Annotated in this window: 2 protein-coding genes; both read right to left on the bottom strand. The window is 69.9% G+C overall.

The genetic code is table 11. The features are described 5' to 3' along the window. Complete coding sequence (locus G3I60_RS05245; protein ID WP_164606658.1) at window positions 1–17,538, bottom strand: DEAD/DEAH box helicase family protein; 17,538 nt, start codon at window positions 17,536–17,538, stop codon at window positions 1–3. A gap of 53 nt (window positions 17,539–17,591) precedes the next feature. Next, window positions 17,592–20,048, bottom strand: coding sequence for a phage portal protein (locus G3I60_RS05240; protein ID WP_164606656.1), 2,457 nt, complete (start codon window positions 20,046–20,048; stop codon window positions 17,592–17,594).

Below are 20,048 nucleotides of genomic sequence, written 5' to 3'. Positions count from 1 at the left end.
TCATCGGGTTCCAAGAAGGCCGAGGAGGAAGGCGCGCAGGTCATCGTCCTCGTACCAGTCGCCGACGAACATCGCCTGCAGACCACGAGCCAGAATGTCTTCCTGCTGTCCTTCCGTCAGGTGCGAGAACAGGCGGCTGAACGGGTTGTCCGGGTCGGGGCGCCGCCGGCCGGGTCGTCCCTGGTGGGTGCGGGCGAACCGGTACAGCTCCTGGGCGGCCGCGACGTCCGGCAGCCGGTCCTGAAGCAACTGGGCAAGGCCGTGCAGGGCTGTTCCCATGCCGTCGTCGCCGAGATCCGCGACGGTCAGGGTGCCGCTCTGCGGGTCGTAGGAACCGCTGTCGGCGGTGGCGGCCGTCACTCGTGTTCCGCCGACAGCGCGCACCCAGTCCGTGGGGAGCAACTGTGCGGCACGGCCGATGCTGTTCCGTGCGGTCGCGCCGCCGCGCAGGCGCAGTTGGGCCTCTGCGTCGGGGCCCATGGGGCGAACGTCGGCGAGTGCCGCCAGGACGGCATCCGCGGCCGCGGCCCGGTAGGACGCGGTGAGCCGGTCGGCATCGGCCCGCCCGGCAAGGGCTTCGGCGCGTGCCGCCGCGATCTCCAGGTCCGCGTCAGCGCCTCCTTCGCCGGCGGCGATCAGGGTGGCGAGACGGCGTTCAGCCGCGTCCGCGTAGTGGGCGGCGAACCGTGCCGCGGCGTGAGGGTCCGCGCCGAGGTCGGGTGCGGCGGCCTGCATGCGGAGGCTAACGTCCTGGTCGATCTCGGCGCCTGCGGCGCGCAGCGCGGCCAGGTGCCGTAGGGCGGTTCGGCCTGGCCCGCCGTCCGCGTCGCGGTCCATCGACCAGCGGGTCTGGTCATCGGTGGCCGGGAGGATCCCGGCGCGGAGGTCGGCGACCGGTGCGGGGCGGAAGGTGCGGCGCCGGACCGGGGTGCGTCCGAACTGGCCCGGGGCAGGCAGCAGGTGAGCCCAGTGCGCGACCCGGCCGGCCAGGTCCTGGCCGTCGTCCGGTTGCTGCAGATCGGAGGCGCCGTCCAGGAGCTGACGCATGGCCCGCATCTCTGGCCACTTCGGGAGCATCGTGACCAGGCGGCGGCGGAGCCGTGCGAGACGGTCCCGGTCCCGGTTGCGCCACCGCTCCACCAGGGCCCGTAGGGCGGCCATGAGGATTGCGCCGATCTTGCGGGCGATGCGCACCAGAAGCGCGAGGATGCCGGGCAGGAGGCGTTGGCGCTGTGCGGCGGGCACGCCCGCGAGGATGCGCCGCGCGGCAGCGGCCTGGGCTGCCTGCATGTCCGCTACGGCCCGGTTGGCGATCACGGCCACCTGGGCGTTGGTCAGGCGGCGTTCGCCCGCCGCGGTGGCGGCGTCTGCCAGGGCGCGGCCAAGGACGTCGTTGACGTGTCCGGCAACGGTGCTGTCGGCACGAACCCGCGCGGTCGGCCGCTGGCCGGTACGGGCGATGGCGGCCACGTCGATGTTGTCGGGGATTCGACGCAGCAGGTCGGCGGCGCGTGCCGCCGTCTCCTCCGGGGTCTCGCCCGGCAGGGGCTCCAAGTCGTCCAGCGTCCGTACTGCGGCGAGACGGGTCGCGGTGCGGGCCTTGGCCGTGGCCTCGCGCAGGGCACGCATCGCGGCATCGCGGTCTGCCCCTTGGATGCCTGCGAGGTCCAGGGCCTGAAGGGTGTCCCGCTGGATGCGGCGCAGGTCGGCAGCGGCGCCGGCGTCCAGGGCCTGGGCGATCTGCTCGCGCAGGGCATGGATGGTGCCGGGCTGCTGGGTGCCGGTGATGGCGGCGTTGATCAGGGCGCGGATGACCGCGCCGGCATGGTTGTGGACGATGTCGTCGAGGGGCGGGGTGGCGTTCGGGTCGCGGGTGGTGGGTGCGGCCGGGGCGGGCGGCCCCTGCGGGTCGGGGAGTTGGAACAGGGGTGTGGAGCCGGGCAGGGTCCGGCTGGTGCGGTTGCCGTCAGCGTCTTCGCTGGTGATGGTGAGGGTTCCACCGGGGCCAGGGACGGTGCGCACGATCCGCTCCGGTTCGGTGGTGGCTGCGCCGGGCTCGGGAATGGTGACGAGGTCGCCGTCGGTGATGTCGCTGACGGTGCCCGGGGTGGGGGTAGTGCTGTCCGGGGCGGGGGTGCGGCCCGTGGCCTCGTCGAGGTGGTCCGCGGCCCGGCGGGCAGCACGGCCTTCACCAGTGGCGGGGTCGGCGGTGGTGCGCAGCGAATCGGCGAGTGCCCCGGCCTGCTGTGCGGTGATGGGGAGGTCATCGGCGATCCGGGCCGCGGCCTGTTGTGCATCCGGGTCGTCCTCGGGTGCCTCGCCGTGGCTGTCGATGGCGTCCCGGTCGGCCGGAGTTAGGGGCGGGTCGGTGACCGGGCCGGTGACGGAGTCCATGGCGTGCGGCGGTTCGTGCACCGTCAGGTCGCCGCCGGTTGCCGGGGCATCGGCGGGTCCGAGGTTGGGAGCGCCGCCGTTCGGGCCGGTGGCCCGGGTGATGACCGCCGACGCATCGGCCTCGAGAGTGCCCATCTCCCCGGTGGTGGTGTCCACGTAGTCGAGGGTGACGCGGTCTCCGTCTCGGTGCGTTCCCGTGATTTCCGCGGTGATCGGCTGTCCGTCGAGGTCCAGGAGGACAACATCGTGCTCGTTGATGTCGCCGACCGTGTCGGGCACCAGGGCGGCGATTGGGGCTCCCTGCGGGGCCGTGTCGCGTACCTCGCCCGTCACGCGTACGCCGCTGGCCGGCCGGTGCTGGATGCCCTGTGGGGTGGAGACGGTGACGGTGTCGCCGTCGACGGCGTCTACCGTGCCCAGCAGGGAGCCGTCAGGTTCGGAGACTACGTGGCCGGGCCTCACGCGCTGGCCGTTGCTGGTCCAGCCCGTGGGGCGGGAAGCGCCGCCGTCGGTGACGTTCAGGGTCGTCGGAGCGACCCCGTCGTCCGGGGTGTCGTCTCCTGCCCAGTGGATATCGGCGGAGGTCGAGGTGGCGCCGAGCACGGCACCCTCCCGCCCGTCGGTGCCGGTGACCGTGGAACCGGGGAACACCCCGTGGCCGGCGGCGTCGGCGGGCACACTGTCCGCGATGTTGCCTGCGATGACGTCGCCTTCGGCGCCGGTGGCCGGGGCGCCCTGCGGGCGGATGATGTCCTGCGCGTCGACCTTCGCCGCGGCGCCGTCGAGCGGGGTGTAGACCACGCCCCGAACTCCGGATTTGGCGTCCGGTGATTCGGAGATGTGGGTGCGCCACATGTCCTCGGTGTGGCCGCGGCGGGTGACCGCGATCCGCACCGGAGGACTCATGACGAAGCCGGCCCGGGTGACGGGGCGTCCCCCCTTGGTGGTGCCTTCGACGCGGGCCACGTCGCCTGCGACGAGGTCTTCCACGCGCGCCCACTGGGCGGGGCGTCCGCCGATCGGTTCGGGAGCCGGCTTCTCTTCCGGCGAAGTACTGCGGTCCGCCTGAGGTTCGTCGGCCGGCTTCGGCCGTACGGCGGGCCCGTCCGACGGGGGAGTGCTGACCAGGCTGGCCTGCTGCGGTTCGTGCTGGGATCCGTCCGTAGGCGTCGTGCCGGTTCCGTCGTCGCGCGTCAAAATTCCGGCGCGTTCGTCACTGCGCGGGCGGCGGCGGAACGCCTCAGGCCACGGGGCAAGCACATACCGGTAGGGGTGGGTGGTGCCGTCAGGCCCGGTCCATACGGCGTCGTCCATGTTCAGGAACCAGCCGGGATCGGAACCCAGAGCAGCGACACCGTTGTTGTCCCACGATCCGTGACCGGCGCGCGTGATAGTCCCCCGCACGGTGCCGCTGACGGTCGGCGCAGTCGACAGGAGGGTGTTGCCCGTCGGGTCGTCGGCGACGAAGGAGACCTCGTCTCCGACCTGCGGCATGTCCGCCGAGTCGAAGGGGACCGTGTAGCCGTCGGCCGCTTGCGAGTCGTACCAGTCCTGGGCGTGGTGCCGGAAAGCGCGGCGGGCCTTCACACGGCTGGTACCAGCATGCGTCACGAAGTACTCGTGCGGGGGGTCGCCCAGCATCGCGCGGAGCATGGCTTCGGCGAGCGTTTCGCCGTCCGGGCCGCGGAAAGCGAGAGCCCGTTCTGGGGCGTCCGGCGCATCCCACGGGAAGGGGTTGCCGTCGGCGTCCTTGATCCCTTCGAGGGTGCTGGCCGCCTTCATCGCCGTCGTTTTGGAGTTGAAGCCGCCGCCGCCGTCCATCCCAGTGTCGTTGACGATGCGGCGCATGCTGCCGGGCACTGCGACAGACCAGTGACCCCATGTGGCGGCCGGGTTGTAGAACACTGCCAGCCGCTTGTCGCGGGACAGGAACAGCTTTTTGCTGTCGGCGACATCCCTCCACGGGGTCGAGTCGCCGAAGTTGTTCCACCGATCGCCTGGACCCGCGGCGTCGAAGTTGCCCGCGCGCAGGTGATCGCGCAGCGCCTCCACGCTGTGGAAGCGCGGCACCTTCGGATCATAGGCAGGGGCGGCGGGCAGGTCGGGCTCCGGCGTCTCGCCCGGACCCTGGGGGCTCTCCGGGGTCGCGACGTCGTCGGCGTAGCGCTCGCGGTCGATGCGGTCGTTGTCCCGCTGCCGCTCGCGCCACTGGTTGTACGTCATGCGCGGGTGGAGGGCGAACCACTCGATCAGTTCCTCGGAGGCGTACGGCCGCCACCGGTCACCGGAGAGCCGGCCGCTGGAGAAGACCTCACGGTGCGACAGCCCGGCCTTCTGCCCTTCGCGGCTGAGCATGTAGCCGTTGGTGATGTCCTCAGCGAGCTGAAACTGCGACTCTTCCCATTCCATGAACTCCCGGCGCAGCCGTTCGTCCTTGGTCTGGCGGCGAGGCGAGGGCCCATCGGCGATAGGGACGGTGCCGAATCCGAAGGTCTCGTCCATGGCGGCACCACGGGCGAACTGTTCATCCTCGTTGGCGGGCGGCGTCTCGGGCACGACGGCTCGCACGCGGGCGTCTACCGCGTCGCGGCGGTCCATCTCGTCCACGGCGCGGGCAGCATCGTGCGCGCTGAGACCCGCGCTCCACGCGGCGGCAATGTCCTCGTCGGACAGGCTGGTCAGGTCGTCAGGCAGGGCCGCCGGAGTGTCGGCGTCCTGGCCGTCGACGTTGGCGGCCGCATCTGTGTCAAGCGCGTCCTGGAAGTCCCGGTTCGCTGCCCCGATGGCCTGCAACAGGGTCCTGCCCTGGGCGTCGCGCCACGACTTGGCGTGCTCGGGGTCGAGGGTTCCTGCCCAGTCGAAGGGCTGCCCGTTCGCGTCCTGCAGGTTCTCGTACTGCTCGGCGAGGCGTAGCGCGTCGGCCTGGGTGGCGGAGTACAGGCGGTCCTTGCCGCCAAGGACAAGGGCGCGGCCGGTCTGGGCGTGGGCAAAGTGCCACAGGCGGCCGTCGTCGGACCAGGTGACAAGGCCCCCGCCCCGTGTCGCGACCAGGGTGGGATTTTCGGCGAGGTCGCGCATAAATGCCTGGTGCGCGCGGTCGATGGTGGGGCCGAATAGTTCGCCACGGCGTGCGGCAGCACGCAGACGTTCCACTACGTCATGACCGCCTGCAAGCCGGGGCGACCGGTCGTCGCTGATGCCACCGGTTGGGGTGGTTCCGGCGGGCAGGTGGGGGAGTGGAAGGCCGGGGGCACCGGGCAGCCCGGGACCGTCGAGACCGATGCCGTCGGGCCGGTTGCGGAGGCGCCTGCGTCTGCGCCGACGACGTTCCTCTTCGCCGCCCTGGTCCGCCGGGTCCTCGTCGGCGGGGTCGTCGTGCTGCTCACCATTGTGGTTCGTCTGCTCCGGGGCGTCGTTCCCAGCGGCAGGCCGCTCGTCCTGTTGCGGGACCTGGCTGTCGTCCGTCTGCGGCTCGTCCGCGTTGAGGTCCGGAGCGCCAGTTGCGGCCTGCTCGGAGCGTTCTGCGTCGCGGTGCCCCTGTGGGTCGCGCTGCAGGGACAGGCTCCCAGCAGACACATCCGTCCGCAGGTGAGGGTGCTCGGGGTTCGTGTCGGGGCTGTCACCCATGACGAACCGCCAACTGTCGCCCTCGCCGTCGTTGACCCGGACCGGCTCGGCGAGGAGGTACCCGAAGCGCCCTCGGCTTCCGCCGCGGGAGACACCGATCAGGTCGCCGACCTGAAGGTCTTCCGGCGCGACGTTCTCGGCCCGGTCCGCGTCGAATGCCGTCTCCGGGTCCGGGTAGCGACGGCGTGTCTCGGCGTCCAGGGCCGCACGGCGGGCCTCATCAGCAATCCCTTCGGGAGACGTGTCGAGGGTGCCGCGGTTCAGGAACGCTTGGTGCAGGGAGTGGCGTTCCTCGGCCAAGGCGCGGCCGGAGAGGTCTTCCGGCGCGGTGGCGGGCGGGGTGCCCGCGGAGGGTCCGTTGTTGCTGTCCGGTTCCGTGGTGCGCGGAAGATCCGCAGCGTTCGGAACCGTTGTGGGGGCGCCGTCCCAGGTCGGCTGTTCCAGGCGGGCAATCGCGTCGCCGGGAAGCACCATGACGGCGTTGCGCTGGTCACCCGGCGCCTGCTCGGAGTGCTGGGACAGGTACAGGCGCCACGCCTTGACCCGCTTCCCGTCACGGGTCGCGGTGATCTGGGTGGGCGTGTCGAGCAGGTGCCCCTCACGGACCACGACGTTGCCTGCGGTGTTCTGCGTCTTGGCCCGGATGATGTCGCCCACGGCGGGACCGTCCGGGGACTCGATCGTCGCACCAGGCAGGTCTCGAATGTCGTCCTCGGTCATGCTGGTCCGGGAGACTGGGGGCGATCCGTTGCGGGTCGTGTCTGCCGCGTCGAAGGGTTCCGGGCCGTCGACGTATTGGACTTCGGCGCCGTCCGGGACGGCCACGATGTCCCTCGGGTGGTAGCGCCACGACTCGCCTGCACGCGACCAGTAGCCGTCTCCCCGGTAGTCCGCGGATTCACCCGTCTCGATGTCGCGGTAGGTCACGCCGCGGCTGTCGCGAACAGCGATGCGGAAGCGGTCGCCAGGGTGCGGCAGGATGTGCCCCTGGGGGGCATGCCAGCCTTCCGGCACCCGGACTCGTGCGGCCTTCTGGCGCCGTTCCATGTCGACCAGACGGCGGGCGAGGTCCGAGGTGTCTTCCCGGCCCGGGTTCCCCTCCTGCAGCCGCTCCACCAGGTCACCCGGTTGCAGATAGGCGCGCTCGACAAACGTTCCCCGGCCGCCGGGATTTTTGCTCTCGATGCTGATTTGAATGGCATCGGGGCCGTTCGGCTGCGAGACGACACGGATGTCATGGACGCGGCCCACCATCCGAACCGGCTCGCCCCTCTCGGTTGTCTGGACCGATACCCAGTCACCTTCGGAGAGTTCCTCCGTGGGGACCATGTCGCCCCCATAGCGGGGCTGCGTCACACCAGCGCCGGTGCCCGACGGGGTCGGTGAGACGTCCGGGCCGGTGCCGCCCGGGATGGTCTCATCCTGGGGGCCAGCCGGCTTCGGGGCCTGCGGTTGGTTGCGCAGGAACTCTTCGGTTTGGGCCCGGGAGGCGCTGTCTGCGCGGCGGTGTTGTTCATCCTCGCGTGCACGGCGCTGCACCGTCAGACGGTGGCTTTTCAGGAAGCGGTCGATCTCGTCGAGGAAGCCGCGCAGTGCGGGCTCCGCCTCGCGCTGTCGTTGGTCCAGCCGGCCCAGCAGCGCCGCAGCCAGTTCACGCGCCCCGCTCAGAGACGCCTCTGCGGCGCTCGGGTCGTTGTCCTCCAGCGCTGCGACGGCGGTGTTCACCGCGCGGCGGATGCGTCCCTCCTCTTCCGGCATCGTGTTGCCCTGCCACACCTGGGCGGCAGCAAGATTGAGCGAGTTGTAGGCCGACTCAACGTCGCCGAGAGCGCGCCGCCATCCGTCGTTGGTGTGGAAGGAGGATGCGCCAGTCGATCGGGCATTCGAGCTGCGGGCCAGAGCGTCCTGGGCGACGGCTTCATTGTTGAGGCGGTCGTAAGAGCCTGGTGTTGTCCAGTCGAACGGCTTGCCGTCCACCCACAGGGCTTCCAGTTCCCGGGCGTACGCTTCGGCGCGCTTCCGGGTGTTGAACGGCATGCCAAGACGCTGACCGCTGTCGGCGTGGAGAGCCCAGTAGCCATCCATTCCTCGGGCGGACTTCCCGGTCACCCTTCCGATGACGAAGGCGCCGGTGTCCGAAAGCTGAGGCTTGTGCAGGGCGCTGAACGGAGCCGCCGGGCGCACGGTCTCGCTGGCCCAGTGGCCGCGCACATCATCGACCGTGGTGAAACGTCGCTCGTCGGACGTGGTGGACAGCGACCCCTCAGCGTCCTCCACGTCGTCAGGGCGCGGAACGAAGGGCTGGCTGTACGGGTCGGGCTCGCCCGGCTGCGGCATGGACGCGAACTGGCGGCCTGCGTCGTACTGCTCGAAGTCCAGCTTCGCCGCAGCGCCCAGCAGCACCTTCTTGTTGCGCCGTTCCTCCGGGGTGTCGTCGCCCAGTTCGGCGGCAGCGTTCCGGGCGGCTTCAGCCAAGGCCCTCATCTGGGCCGTGTCCGGGCTGTAGAAGCGGTGTCCGGGGTTCCAGGGCAGCGTGTGCAGAGGACTGCCGTCGGCGTAGGTACCGGACACGGTGAGCTTGCCCAGTTCGCGGACCTGTGCGGTGGTGAGAACGATTTCCTTGCGTGCCCGGTCGGGCTCGATGTGGCGCACGGCGATGAGGTTGGGCGACCCGTTCTCATCGACAGTGCCGTCGAACTTGCGGGTGTCGGGCATGCCGGTCCGAATGGTGCCGGCCGCTCGGACGGCGGGAACGCCGGCGGTGGCGGGGAGCCTCTCGTGGAAGGGCATGTTGTCCGGTGATCCACCAGCGGCGTCCTGCGCCCACCAGTAGCGCTTACCGTCGTCGCCCATGCGCGCGCGGACCCAGCCGATCGTGTTCCCGTCACGGTCCACGATCGTTCCGTGCCCAGAGACGGTGTCGAGATCCTTGAGCCGGTTCCCGTTGCCGTAGCGCAGCTCCAGACCCTCGGGTGTGGACGCCTGCGCCAGGTCGGCGCGGTTCTGGCGTTCTCTGTCCGCAGTGGCTGCGTCAACGATGGGTGTCGCCTCGTCGCCGGGGTGTCGCAGGTCAGCGAAGGACCACGGGTGCATGCGCTTGTCCGTCTGCACCAGGGCGATGCCGTTGTGGACGGTGATGACACGGCCCGGCCCTTCGGGGGTGATCACCTCGTCCCCCTCAGCGAGGCCGTCGAAGGTTTCCGGTGATCCTGGGGTCGCGCCTTCTTGATCTGCGGCGGCCGGGGCTGCCGTCTCGCCTTCGCCGTGGGTGCGGGGCGTCGCGTCCGGATCGGCCTGCGGCTCTCGGTCCGCGGTGGCCGGGGCTGTGGCCTCGCCTTCGTCGTTGTGGCTGGGCGTTGCGTCCGGGGCGGCCTGTGCCTCCTGGTCGGCGAACAGGTCGGGAGTGCCGAAAGGATCGGGCGGCCGGGGGCCTTGGGGCTGCTGCTGGCGCATCCGGTCGGTGTCGAAAAGTTCCAGGTCAGTGTCGGCGTTGAAGTCGGACCGGCTCATGCGCCGCCAGTCCTCGCCGGCGGCCGGGGCGTCCGGGTCGACGTTCGGTGCCGACGGTTCCGCGACGGGGGTGCTCGCGCCGCCTTCTGCGTCTGCGGGCGAGGCGTCGGGGCGGATCGCGTCGAGCTGCGCACGAACCGCGTCAGGGTCGAGCGTCACCGTGTCCCCGGAGGTGCCTGTTGGCGGGACGGCCGTGTCATCGGCCACAGTCGGCTCATTGCCCTGGTTCGGGGTGTCGGTGTCTTCGGGGCGCCTCGCGTCGAGGTCGGCATCCGCCTGCTTCGGGTCCGGGGCTACCGGCTCAGGGGTGGTGTCGCCCTCATCGTTGGTTGGGGGGCGGTCGGCTGTGATCCGCGGGTCGCGGGTCGCGCTCGCGCCTTCGGGGCGGATCGCGTCGAGCTGGTCCCGGACTTCGGCAGGGTCCAGGGTGACCGGTGCTGCGGCGCGGGCCTTCTTCTTGGCGGCCGCGGCTCGGTCGGTGAGGACCTTTTCCTTCTTGTCCTCGGTGGCGAGTTCTTCCTTGAGGCCCGCCACGTGGGCCCGTGCCTGGTCGTAGTCCTTCCTGTCCTCGCCTTCCTGCGGCTCCTTCTTCTTCTTGAGCCGTTCATTGGCGGTGATGAGGTCGGCGAGGAGGCCGACCTGGCGCTCCTTGGTTTTCAGGTGCTCGCCGTACGGGGAGGTCCCGCCGATACCGCGCGCGGCCTTGTCCCGCTCGTCCTGCGCATGGGCGAGGTTCCTCTCACCGGTGGTGACCTGTTCGTCGAGGTTGGCTAGGCGGCGTTCCAGGGAGGTGAGGATGCCGCGGCCGGACATGTCGTCGAGCTGCCGGATGGAGTAGACCCCGCGGGTGTCGGGGTCGTAGGGGTTCTCCCACTCCGGGTAGTCGAAGCGGACCTTCGCGATACGGGTGCCGTATTTGTCGTGGCCGATTTCGATGTGGAAGGCGTGGCCGCCGAGGGTGCCCAGCGGGACCCGGTCGCCGTCGCTCAGCTGCATGTTCTTCACGGCGGTGGTCACCGCTGCTGCCAGGCCCGGCCATACGTCGGCGCGGTTCTCGTGTTCCTCACCGTTGAGGGTGATCTGGAAGTTGTCGCCGGTGGTGTCCGTGCGGGTGGCCAGTGCGCTGCGCCATGCGGGGAGCAGGTCGTTGAGGGCGTTGATGACGTTGGTGGCGTCGGCGACGGTGTTGCGGCGGGAGTTCTGCTCGCGCTGCCAGTTGCGGTCCAGGCGCTGGAGGTCGACGGCGTCGCTACTGGCCTGGGCGTAGTCCATGACGGTGGTGTCGCCGGTCGCGATGGCTTTCATCATGCCGAAGCTCACGGCGGTGTCGCCGATGTCTTCCATTTCGCGCAGGTCGAAGTCCTTGCGGTCCATCTGTGCGATGAAGGTTGCCTTGCGCTCCAGGGTGCCCAGTTTGAACGCGTCGAAGGTCTCCTCGGTGACGTAGCTGAGGATGCGGATGTCGTCTGCGGTGCCCGGGATTTCGGGCATGTTCAGGTTGCCCTGGCGCTCGATACGCCCGTCTCGCTGGCTGATGTCGGCTGGCCGCCAGGGGAAGTCCATGTGGTGCAGGGCGACCGCGCGGTCCTGGATGTTCGTGCCCGTGCCCATTTTTGACGTGGACCCGATGAGGACCGCGATCCTGCCGCTGCGGGCGTCCTCGAAGAGTTTCGCCTTGGCCTTGTCGGTCTTGGCCTCATGGATGAAGCGGATCTTCTCGGCCGGCACGCCCTCGTCGATCAGTGAGGACTTCATCTCGGCGTAGCCGTCCCACGCGTTCTTGGCTGCAGAGTCGGGCACCCCGAGGTCCATGAAGACGATCTGGAGAGCCCCGGGGAGTTCCTGAGGGGTGAGGTTCTTCGCAGAGACCGGGTAGACCCGGTTCTTGTTCTCCTCATAGATGTCCGCGATGCTCCGCACCGCGGCATGGATCTTGCCGCCGTCTTCCCCATGTCCGCCGACCATCCGCATGTCGACGGCGGCCCGCGAGGCGAGGCCGATCGCCTTGAGGATCCCGCCCGGTTTACGGACCCACGGCTCGTCCGGAAGGGCGGTGACGAAAGCTTTCTGCTCAGCGGAGATGGGGACGATGACGACTTCGCCGCGCTTGCCGTCCTCACCGGATCGGACTGGCGGGGTGGGGAGATTGAGGTCCTTGGCGGTGCGCACGTCCGTGGACAGCCGGTACATGCGCAGCAGCTCGGCCGCGTTGTGGAACCGGGCGAAGCGGGCCTTCTTCCGGAATCCGGACCCGTCTGGGGCCAGTTCCAGGCTCTGAATGACCTCACCGAACGTCGCGGCCCACTGATCGAAGTCGTCAACGCCGGCTTCAGCGAGGATGTCGGGGCGCAGGTAGCGCTGCATGGTGAACGCCTCGACGACGCTGTTCGCGATGGGGGTGCCCGTCGCGAGAGTCGCCACCCGGCCCGATGCGTTGCGTTCCCGCAGGTATCCGAGCTTCATGTGCAGGTCAGAAGCCTGCGAAGAGCCCTGGACGGAGGCGCCCTCAATGTGGCTGACCGTGTACAGGTTCTTGAAGTGGTGGGCTTCATCGACCATCAGGTAGTCGATGCCGGTGTCCTCGAAGTAGACCGCCCCGTGGTCCTTCTGCCCGTCGAGCTTCTTCGCCAGTTTCGCTTCGGCGTTGTCGAGCATCGCCTCCAACCGTTTGAGAGTCAGGGACTTGCCGTCACGCTGCTTCGCCTTGTTGATCTGCTCGCGCAGCCGGTCCAGTTCCTCGGCCATGTACGCCTTTTGGGCGTCCGGGCGCATGGGGATCGACTTGAAAGCCTGCTGGGTGATGATCACCGCGTCCCAGTTGCCGGTGGCGACCTTCCCCACGAACTTGCGGCGCTTGTCGCCGGTCAGATCGGAGGACGACGCGACGAGGATGTTCGCGTCCGGGTACAGCTCCAGGTACTCGCGCCGGAACTGTCCGACCATGTGGTTGGGGATGACGATGGCCGGCTTCTTCGCCAGGCCGGTGCGGCGCAGTTCCTGCGTGCCGGCGACCATCGTGGCGGTCTTGCCCGCGCCCACGACGTGCGCGAGCAGGACGGTGGGCTCCTGAACGATGCGACGAATCGCGGCGTTCTGGTGCGGCCGCATCTTCCAGTCCTTGTCGGCACCGGGCAGCGCAAGCGGGGAGTCGTCGTACTCGCGCATGGCGAGGTTGTTGAACCGGTCGTTGTAGACCCGGGCCAGGCGCTGGGCGCGCTCCGGGTCCTCCCAGATCCATTCGCCGAAGCGGAGGGCCATTTCCTTGGACTTGGCCTGCGCCGCGTCGGTGGCGTCAGCGTCCTTGACGGTGGTGTACGAGCCGTCAGGGTTCTTGATGCGGCGGGTGACCTCAACGGAGCGCTGCTCCAGGAGGGCCTGCGCAATGTCCGGGGCCGGCTTCTTGGGGGTGCCCCACTCGACGGTGGCGCTCGTGCCTTCCCGTGGCCCGGACACCTCCCACATGGAGCCGCCACCGTGCTCGACCCGCACCCGCTGCGTGCCGAGAATGTCCTGGAGGAACGCGGTGATGTCCGTTTCCGGGATCCAGGGCGCGCCCATCTTCGCCTTGATTTCCGCAGGGTCGAGATCCCGGGGAATCGCCGGTTCCAGGGCTGCGACGTTGGCCGCGTACTTCGGGTCTCCGGCCGCTGCGGCGCGGGCGGCGGCGAGCTTGACGCGTACGTTGCCCGACAGGTACTCGGAGCGGTCGACGAGCCGGCCGCTTGCCGGGTCGTCGAAGGCCAGGGAACCGAGCTGTTCCCGGGCGTCGAGCTCGTCGGTGTTCAGCAGGCGGGCAACGGTGGCGATGTTCAGGTGGCCGCCGTCGTGCTCCATGGCCAGGGCTACAGCCTGCTCGGGGTTCTCCGCCCGGTCCGCGATCTTGCGGGGGGCAAGCACCCGGTGGTCGAGGATCGCAAGTTTGCGGGCCTTCTTCGCGTTCGCGTCCCACTGGTCGAGGCCGAACGCGACAGCCGATCCCGGGTCGTCTTCGAACAGGCTCAGGGCCGTGGGGACCCTCCAGGACGCCGGGACGTCCTTGTACCCCTGAGCGAGAGCGCGCTCCTTCATGCCGGGCGGGGAGAACGCCCGGACCTGGCCCGGCTTGTCGAGCGCCCCGTGCTTGCCCACGTAGTCGTCGTAGGCGGCGTTCAGATCGGCGCGCAGGTCCCGCATCTCCGCCGTCTCGCCCTGAAACTCGGTTTCCCGCTCCAGGGTCAAGAGCTGCTTCGTCAGGTCCCGCAGACGCAGCAGTCTGTGCAGCTGCTCCTGCTGCGAGGGGTGGACATCGAGGGGGACGAGGCGGCCTTCGTCAACCTTGGCGAGCGTGCCATCGCTGAGGTGGACGATCGCCCCTTCGTGCTTGACCCCGTCCAGTTCCAACTTCTTGTCCTGCGCGTCGATCGGCGGGACGTAGCGCTGCCGGTCCCCGTACGCACTGGCGTTGATGCGGCCCAGGGCGGCACGGAGCTGGGTGGCGGCGTCCTTGTCGCCCTTGACGGTGAGTTCGTGGTCGGAGAACTGACCCCGGCCGGTGGTCATCTCTCCGAGGACCGTCTCGGGGTGGTCCTGGAAGTAGCGGTTGAACCGGATCTGGTGCCCGTTCAGGTCCATCGGTTGGGACCGCAGCCAGGAGGAGTCACCAGGCTGCTCGTCGCCGAACCGGCGACGGAAGATCAGGACATCGCTGACGACGTGGGTACCCGCGGCCTTCTCGTGTGCGCCTTCGGGCAGCCGGGCCGCCCCGACGAGGTCGGCCATGTGCCACATGCTGCGGCGCGCCGATTCGTTCTCGTTGTCCATGGTGTGACGGCTGGTGATCACCGCGACCAGGCCCCCGGGGCGGGTGCGGGCCAGCGACTTGAGGATGAAGTGATCGTGGATCGCGTGCTTCTCGCCCGGGTTGTCCTGCGCGTCCGGGAGGCGAGTCTGACCGAAGGGGACGTTGCCGATCGTCAGGTCGAAGGAGTCACGCGGCAGCCGGACCTTCGCGAACGACTCGTTGAGAATCTGCGCATCCGGGTACAGGAGCTGCGAGATCGCCGCGGTGGTCGGGTCGAGCTCCACCCCGGTCATGTGCGCGCCGTCGGGGGCGGTGCCGATGAAGTTGCCGGAGCCACTGCCGGGCTCCAGGACGTTGCCGCCCTCGAATCCAAGGTCCCGGACGGCGTCCCACATCGCCCGGACGAGGCCGGCATCGGTGTAGTGGGCGTTCAGGACGTTGCGACTGGCCGCCGCCCATTCGCGGTCGTTCAGCAGGTCGCGGACCGTGGCGCGCTCCGCGGCGAAGGACTCCCACCGCTTGAGCGCGCGTTCAAAGGCGGGTTGGCCGCCCTTGCTCCGGAACGACGCCAGAACGGGCTTGTCCGACAGGACCACCGGGAGGGATCCCCACCCGGACCACCGGGCAAGAATCTGCTGCTCCTGTGCCGTGGCGGGGCGGTCCTCAGCCTGGATACGGCGCAGCGTCTTGACGGCTTCGACGTTCGCGCGGGCCTTGGCCTTCTCCCCCGACGGGGCCAGGTCGCCCTGGGTGGCCGGGCGGAACCGCGGTGCGGTTACACCTCGCCGTGGTTCGGCAGCTCCGCGTTCTCCTGCCCGGGCTCGGCCGGCAGGAACACTTCGTCGTTCATGACGAGTTCCCGGGCCTGATTCCGGGCCTGCATCCGGTCGCTCACCGCTTCCTCGTACCCGTCCCCGGTCGGCCGGTTCCGCAGCTCTTCCGCCCGGTCCGCGATCTGCTGCTCCACCCTCAGGCCGAGTTCCGCGAAGAACTCCGTCTTCTCCTCCTCGGTCCCCAGCTCCGCGTACGCCGCCGGCCGGTACGTCGCCCAGTGCGCTTGCGCGATCCGTCCGATCTTGTTCATTGCCATCGGTGGTCTCTCCCGTATCGGTCGTGGTGCTGGCGGTGACCTGATTATCCGGGCGCGCGGCGGCGGCCGGTGACGTGCGGTTCTGCTTCTCCTTGCGGCGGGCCCGTTTCGCTTCCTGGGTGGCCTTGAGACGCTGCTGGTGGATGACGGCCTGGTCGCGGATGTCCTGGACGACCTGGCGTGCAGTGGCGTCACGGTCGCGGGTCTCTGAGCGGTCGAGGTGATCGAGAACGACGTCGGCCACGGTGGAGACGGTCTTCCACTCCCGGGCGCGTTCCTTGACGCTGGCGCTGTGGCCCGCGCCGCGCAGGGCCTGGTCCAGGGCCTTGGCGTGCTGGTGTGCGCGGGAGTCGTCCGGGGCGTTGATCATGTCGGCGTGCGCCGGCATGGTGCGCCACCGCTTGCCCGCGTCCTGGATCTTGTCCTCGGCGTCCCGGAGGTCGCCTCCGATGCTGTAGGGCTCTGTGGCGGAGGTGGCTGCTCCGTCGGAGTCATCCGTGGTGTCCCCTGAAGTGGGCTCCGCGGCCGACCGGTTCGGGTTGTCGCTGCGGTCTCGCCCGGACTCGTCGTCGTGCGCCGGCCCCGGGGCTGGGTTGGTGTCCGGGTTGGGCAGCGGCTCTGGGGCGGCGACGGGTGGGGCCGGTGCGGCGGCGGGCTCGTTGTGCTCCTGGTCGTCCTGGTGGCCGCGGGCGATGGCCGCGTTCATGGTGCCGGGGCCGTCGTAGATGCGCAGCCGGTCCCCGACGTCCGGGGAGTCCCAGTCGAAGGGCTTGCCGTTGGGGGTGCGGGCGTCTTCCAGGTCGTTGGCGAAGGCCAGTGCGTCGCGTTTGGAAGTGTGCCCGGCCCGGTCGTTCATCAGGAGGCCGGAGCGGGAGTGGTAGACGTACCACTTGCCGGCACCGCTGCGGTTGACGACGAAGTGCCCGTCGCGCGAGAGCTGCGCGGTGGCGTGCAGGTCGGAGCCGACCTTGCCGGAGTAGAGCCGCAGCCGGATTTTGGTCTTGTCGGAGGAAGTGGCGCCCGGCAGAGCGCGGTTCGCGTTGTTGGTGCGCGGGTCACGCGCCCAAGGGCGGTCCCGGCTGCCGGACGCCCAGTGCTGGCGTACCGCAGCGACCGTACGGAACGGGGCGCTGGACGGCGTTGGCGTGGGGGAAGCGGTGGACCGCGCGGCCGCAGGCTCCTGCGGGGGCAGGCCGGCGCCGTTGCGGCGCGCTTGGTCCTTGCGGACGCGTTCCAGGGCGGCCCCGGCGTCCTCGTTACGGTCCGATCGCCAGGTAAGGAGCGGTACGTCCGGGTCGGAGAAGTCGAGCGGCTTGCCGTCCTTCCCGAGCATCCTGGCGTGGAGGAAGTCGGCGGCTGCTTCGGCGTCGTTCTTCTTCTCGAAGTCGCTGCTCGGGAGCATCAGGCCGTTGCCGGTGGCCGTGAGGTACCAGGTCAGCGGTGCTCCGTGGTCCGCCTGGCGGCGGCGCAGTGCGAAATGACCGGAGCGGGTGATCTCCAGGTCGGGATCCTCGGCCATGGCCTTGAGGGCGTTGCGCTGCTTTTCCTCGATCGGCAAGGAGGTGTCGTTGGCCCGGTCCGTCCAGTGCCGTCGTACGGCGGCGGTGTCGGCGAACCGGGCGCCGGCCTGTGCGCGGCGGTTGGCGAGGGGCTTCGGGGCGTCCTGGTCGTCTTCCGCGTGGGGGCCGTCCCCGGTGTCGTCGCCGATCGGCTGGTTGTCGTCGTCGTGGGTGTGCGGGGCGTCACGGCTGTCCGGGGTGCCGTCGTCATCGAGGGCGGCACCGTCACCGCGGCGGACATCCGCGATGCGCTTGAGGTCTTCGCGCTCGACCTTGTCCTTGGACTTCGTCGGCCGAGAGCCGTCCGGACGGGTCACCATCGTGACCCACTTGGCGCTCATACTGTGGCGGCGGTTGTTGCCCTGCAGGTCCTGGACGAGCACCCGGTCATTGGGCAGAGCGCGTAGGACCCGGGCCAGACCGCCACCCCACAGCTTGACGACGCCGCCCGTCTCAATGAACCGGCCCTTGCTGTCGCGCGGGTGCAGCGAGGGGTTCCAGGGGCGGTGAGTGACCTTCACTTCGAGGTCGTGGCTCAGGGCACCGGCGACGGAGGCAGCAGCGGGACGATTCAGCATGTCGCGGACCATGCACAGTGCGAAGGGTTAGCGTCGCGTGCTCAGTCGCCAGGTCAGAGGGTCTCCCCGTCGGTAAGCGCTTGGTAGCGCAGTCGGCAGCGGCAGTTGATGGTGAGATCGGCCGGCGCAAGGGGGTCGGCGGGGTAGCGCATGGCGAATCCGCCGACGGTGAAGGGCACGGCGACGGGCAGGGTGACGCCTTGTTCGGCGCGGTGCTCGGGCCGGACCCGGTCGTCGAGACGGGTGGTCCAGGTGCGGACGATGCCGGGCCCGATGCTCGCGGCGGCGCTCTCGCAGGCACCGTTGACCGTCGCGGTCGCGGCCGCCTCCGCAATCCGGCTCACCGTGGCCGGCGCGTGGGCGTCGTAGAAGACACGTGCCCGCGCGGTCAGATCGTCGATGCCGGTGGCGTCGGCCTGGACGAGCATGAGGTCGGCGGCCAGGGCGTGGAGGAATCGGAACGTCGCCTCGCCTGCGGCCGCCGCCGACAGCAGCGCGGCCGCGGCAACAGCGGGAGGCACGGTCCCGACCCCGGTCAGGGCTTGAGTGGTGCTCGTGGCGGTGGCGGCCGCGGCCCGGTTCAGGATGGGCGACAGGGTCTCTTCTGCCTCATCGGCCCACCGCTGTGCGCTGACGACCCGGGCCCCATTCAGGGGCTCGTCACCGCTGCGTTGGTCATCAGGCCCGGACGGCGCCCAGAAGCGGGTGCCCTTGCGGACTTTGGGGGCACGCAGACGGGCGGAGATGATGCCCTCGTGCCGGGCGAACAGGGCGCTGAGGGCTGCGGTCACCGCCGAGTGGACGGTGTCGAAGTCCCCGTCGGCGACCTCATAACCTGTGCTGTTGCCGTTCGGCAAGGTTTTCGATTCAAGGGTGCGGGCTGCGGCAACGTCGTCGGCCGCCAGCCCCGGGAGTGCTTCTGTCTGCCCGGTGCGGGCTGCTGCCACGTCCTCGGCTGCATAGTCCGGGAGGGCCTGTGTCTGAGCCCCGCGGGCGTCCGTGACGGCTTGGCCAGCGGATTCTCCTGGGTCTGCGTTCCCCTGTGGAGGGCGGGCCTGCGCAACCGATTCGGCGGCCGTGGCGGGCGGGTTGCCGGCTTCGGCTTGGCGAGCATCGGCCACGGCCTGCGCGGCAGCCGCATCCGCAGAAGGCTGCGGCTGGGCAGCCTGACCGTCGGTGCTGGCGGCTCCGTCCTGGCTGGTGATGCCCAGCACTGCCGCATCTTCGGGGCGGGCGGGTACGGGCGCCTTGGCGGGGCTGATCCACAGCGCTCGAGTCTGTGCCACGTCGAAAATGGTCCGGCCGGCCAGCTCCCGGTATTCATCCGCGGTGATCAGTCCCGCGTTCCACTCCTCGCGCGCCTCCTGACGGCGCAGTCTGCGCGGGAACTCCAGCGCCTCGACGGTCGTGGTGTTGTAGCGGGTCTGCCACCCATCCTCGACGTCGATGGAGAAGGCGCCGGAGAGCAGCCGTAGGTGCGGCAACTCGGTGTGGGCCCAGAAGTTCCACTCTTCGCGGTCGGCGTTCGCGTATGTGCGTTCGGAGGCGTTGCCGACGATGCTCTCGGGTACCCCGAACGCGGCGAGGATTTCGCCCTTCGAGGTCTGGGATGTCGTCTCGTAGGCCATGTCGCGGGGCTTGGCGCTGGTGTCGACGTAGGTGATTCCGCCGGGCCCGGTGCCGACGACGGTCATCTCACCGGCGTGCTGGGCGCCGGGGCCGAGACGACGCTGAATGCGGTCGATCTCCCGAGAGTCGAGCTGGTCAACGTCGATACCCATGACGCCACCGGGACGGGCGTCATTGTCGATGAAATTTACGTTGTACAGGCGCGCCTTGAGGTCCAGGTCGACGCTGATCCCCGCGGCTTCCAGGGGGGTCACACCGGAGAACGGATCGGTGGGGTGGGGGTCGCGGACCCAGCGCACCCGCTCCGGGTCCAGTTCCCGGATCCGGCCGTCCAGGGTCGTGAACTCGTAGTGGCTGATGTAGTCCCCGCGCGGGTCGGGGATGGGCTGGACCCGGTTCGGGGGGAGGAGGTCCAGGCGCGTCATGGTGCCCATGCGGGAGCGGGTGACTTCGACGAAGGCGCCCTTCTTGCTGAGCAGGACCTGTGCGGACAGCCGCTTGCGGAACGTCTCGCCGGTCTCCAGAGGGTTTGCCCGCCCGTTGAGAAGCCGCAGTAGTGGGTGGTCGGTCAGGGTCTCCGCGAAGCGCCGCTCGTCCCCGCCGCGGCCGATCTCGATGGGGAGCGAGCTGGCGTGCTTGGAGATGGCCTCCACGGATTTGAAGACCCAGATGGTCTTCTCGTACCCCTCCGAGACGACGCGGTCCATGTCCCAGCCATCCGCGCGGCCCTCGGTGCCCCACGCGTTGGTAGTTCCGGCGTAGGTGACCGAAGTGTAGGTACCGCCGATCGGGCCAGCTGATTTCACTTCCGGCAGTTCGGTGAGTGCTTCAGGGCGGACGCCGAGGAGTCCGCGCAGGGCGGGGAGAAATTCGCGGGGCAT

This window comes from Streptomyces sp. SID13666 (genome assembly GCF_010548325.1).
GTDB classification, from domain to species: domain Bacteria; phylum Actinomycetota; class Actinomycetes; order Streptomycetales; family Streptomycetaceae; genus Actinacidiphila; species Actinacidiphila fildesensis.
The sequence above is the reverse complement of the archived record's forward strand: the minus strand, read 5'-3'. Positions and strand labels throughout refer to the sequence as shown.

Bases quoted from the DNA above. Each gene is read 5' to 3' on its own strand.
- G3I60_RS05245 (WP_164606658.1), bottom strand. From the start codon at position 17,538: ATGCTGAATCGTCCCGCTGCTGCCTCCGTCGCCGGTGCCCTGAGCCAC.
- G3I60_RS05240 (WP_164606656.1), bottom strand. From the start codon at position 20,048: ATGCCCCGCGAATTTCTCCCCGCCCTGCGCGGACTCCTCGGCGTCCGC.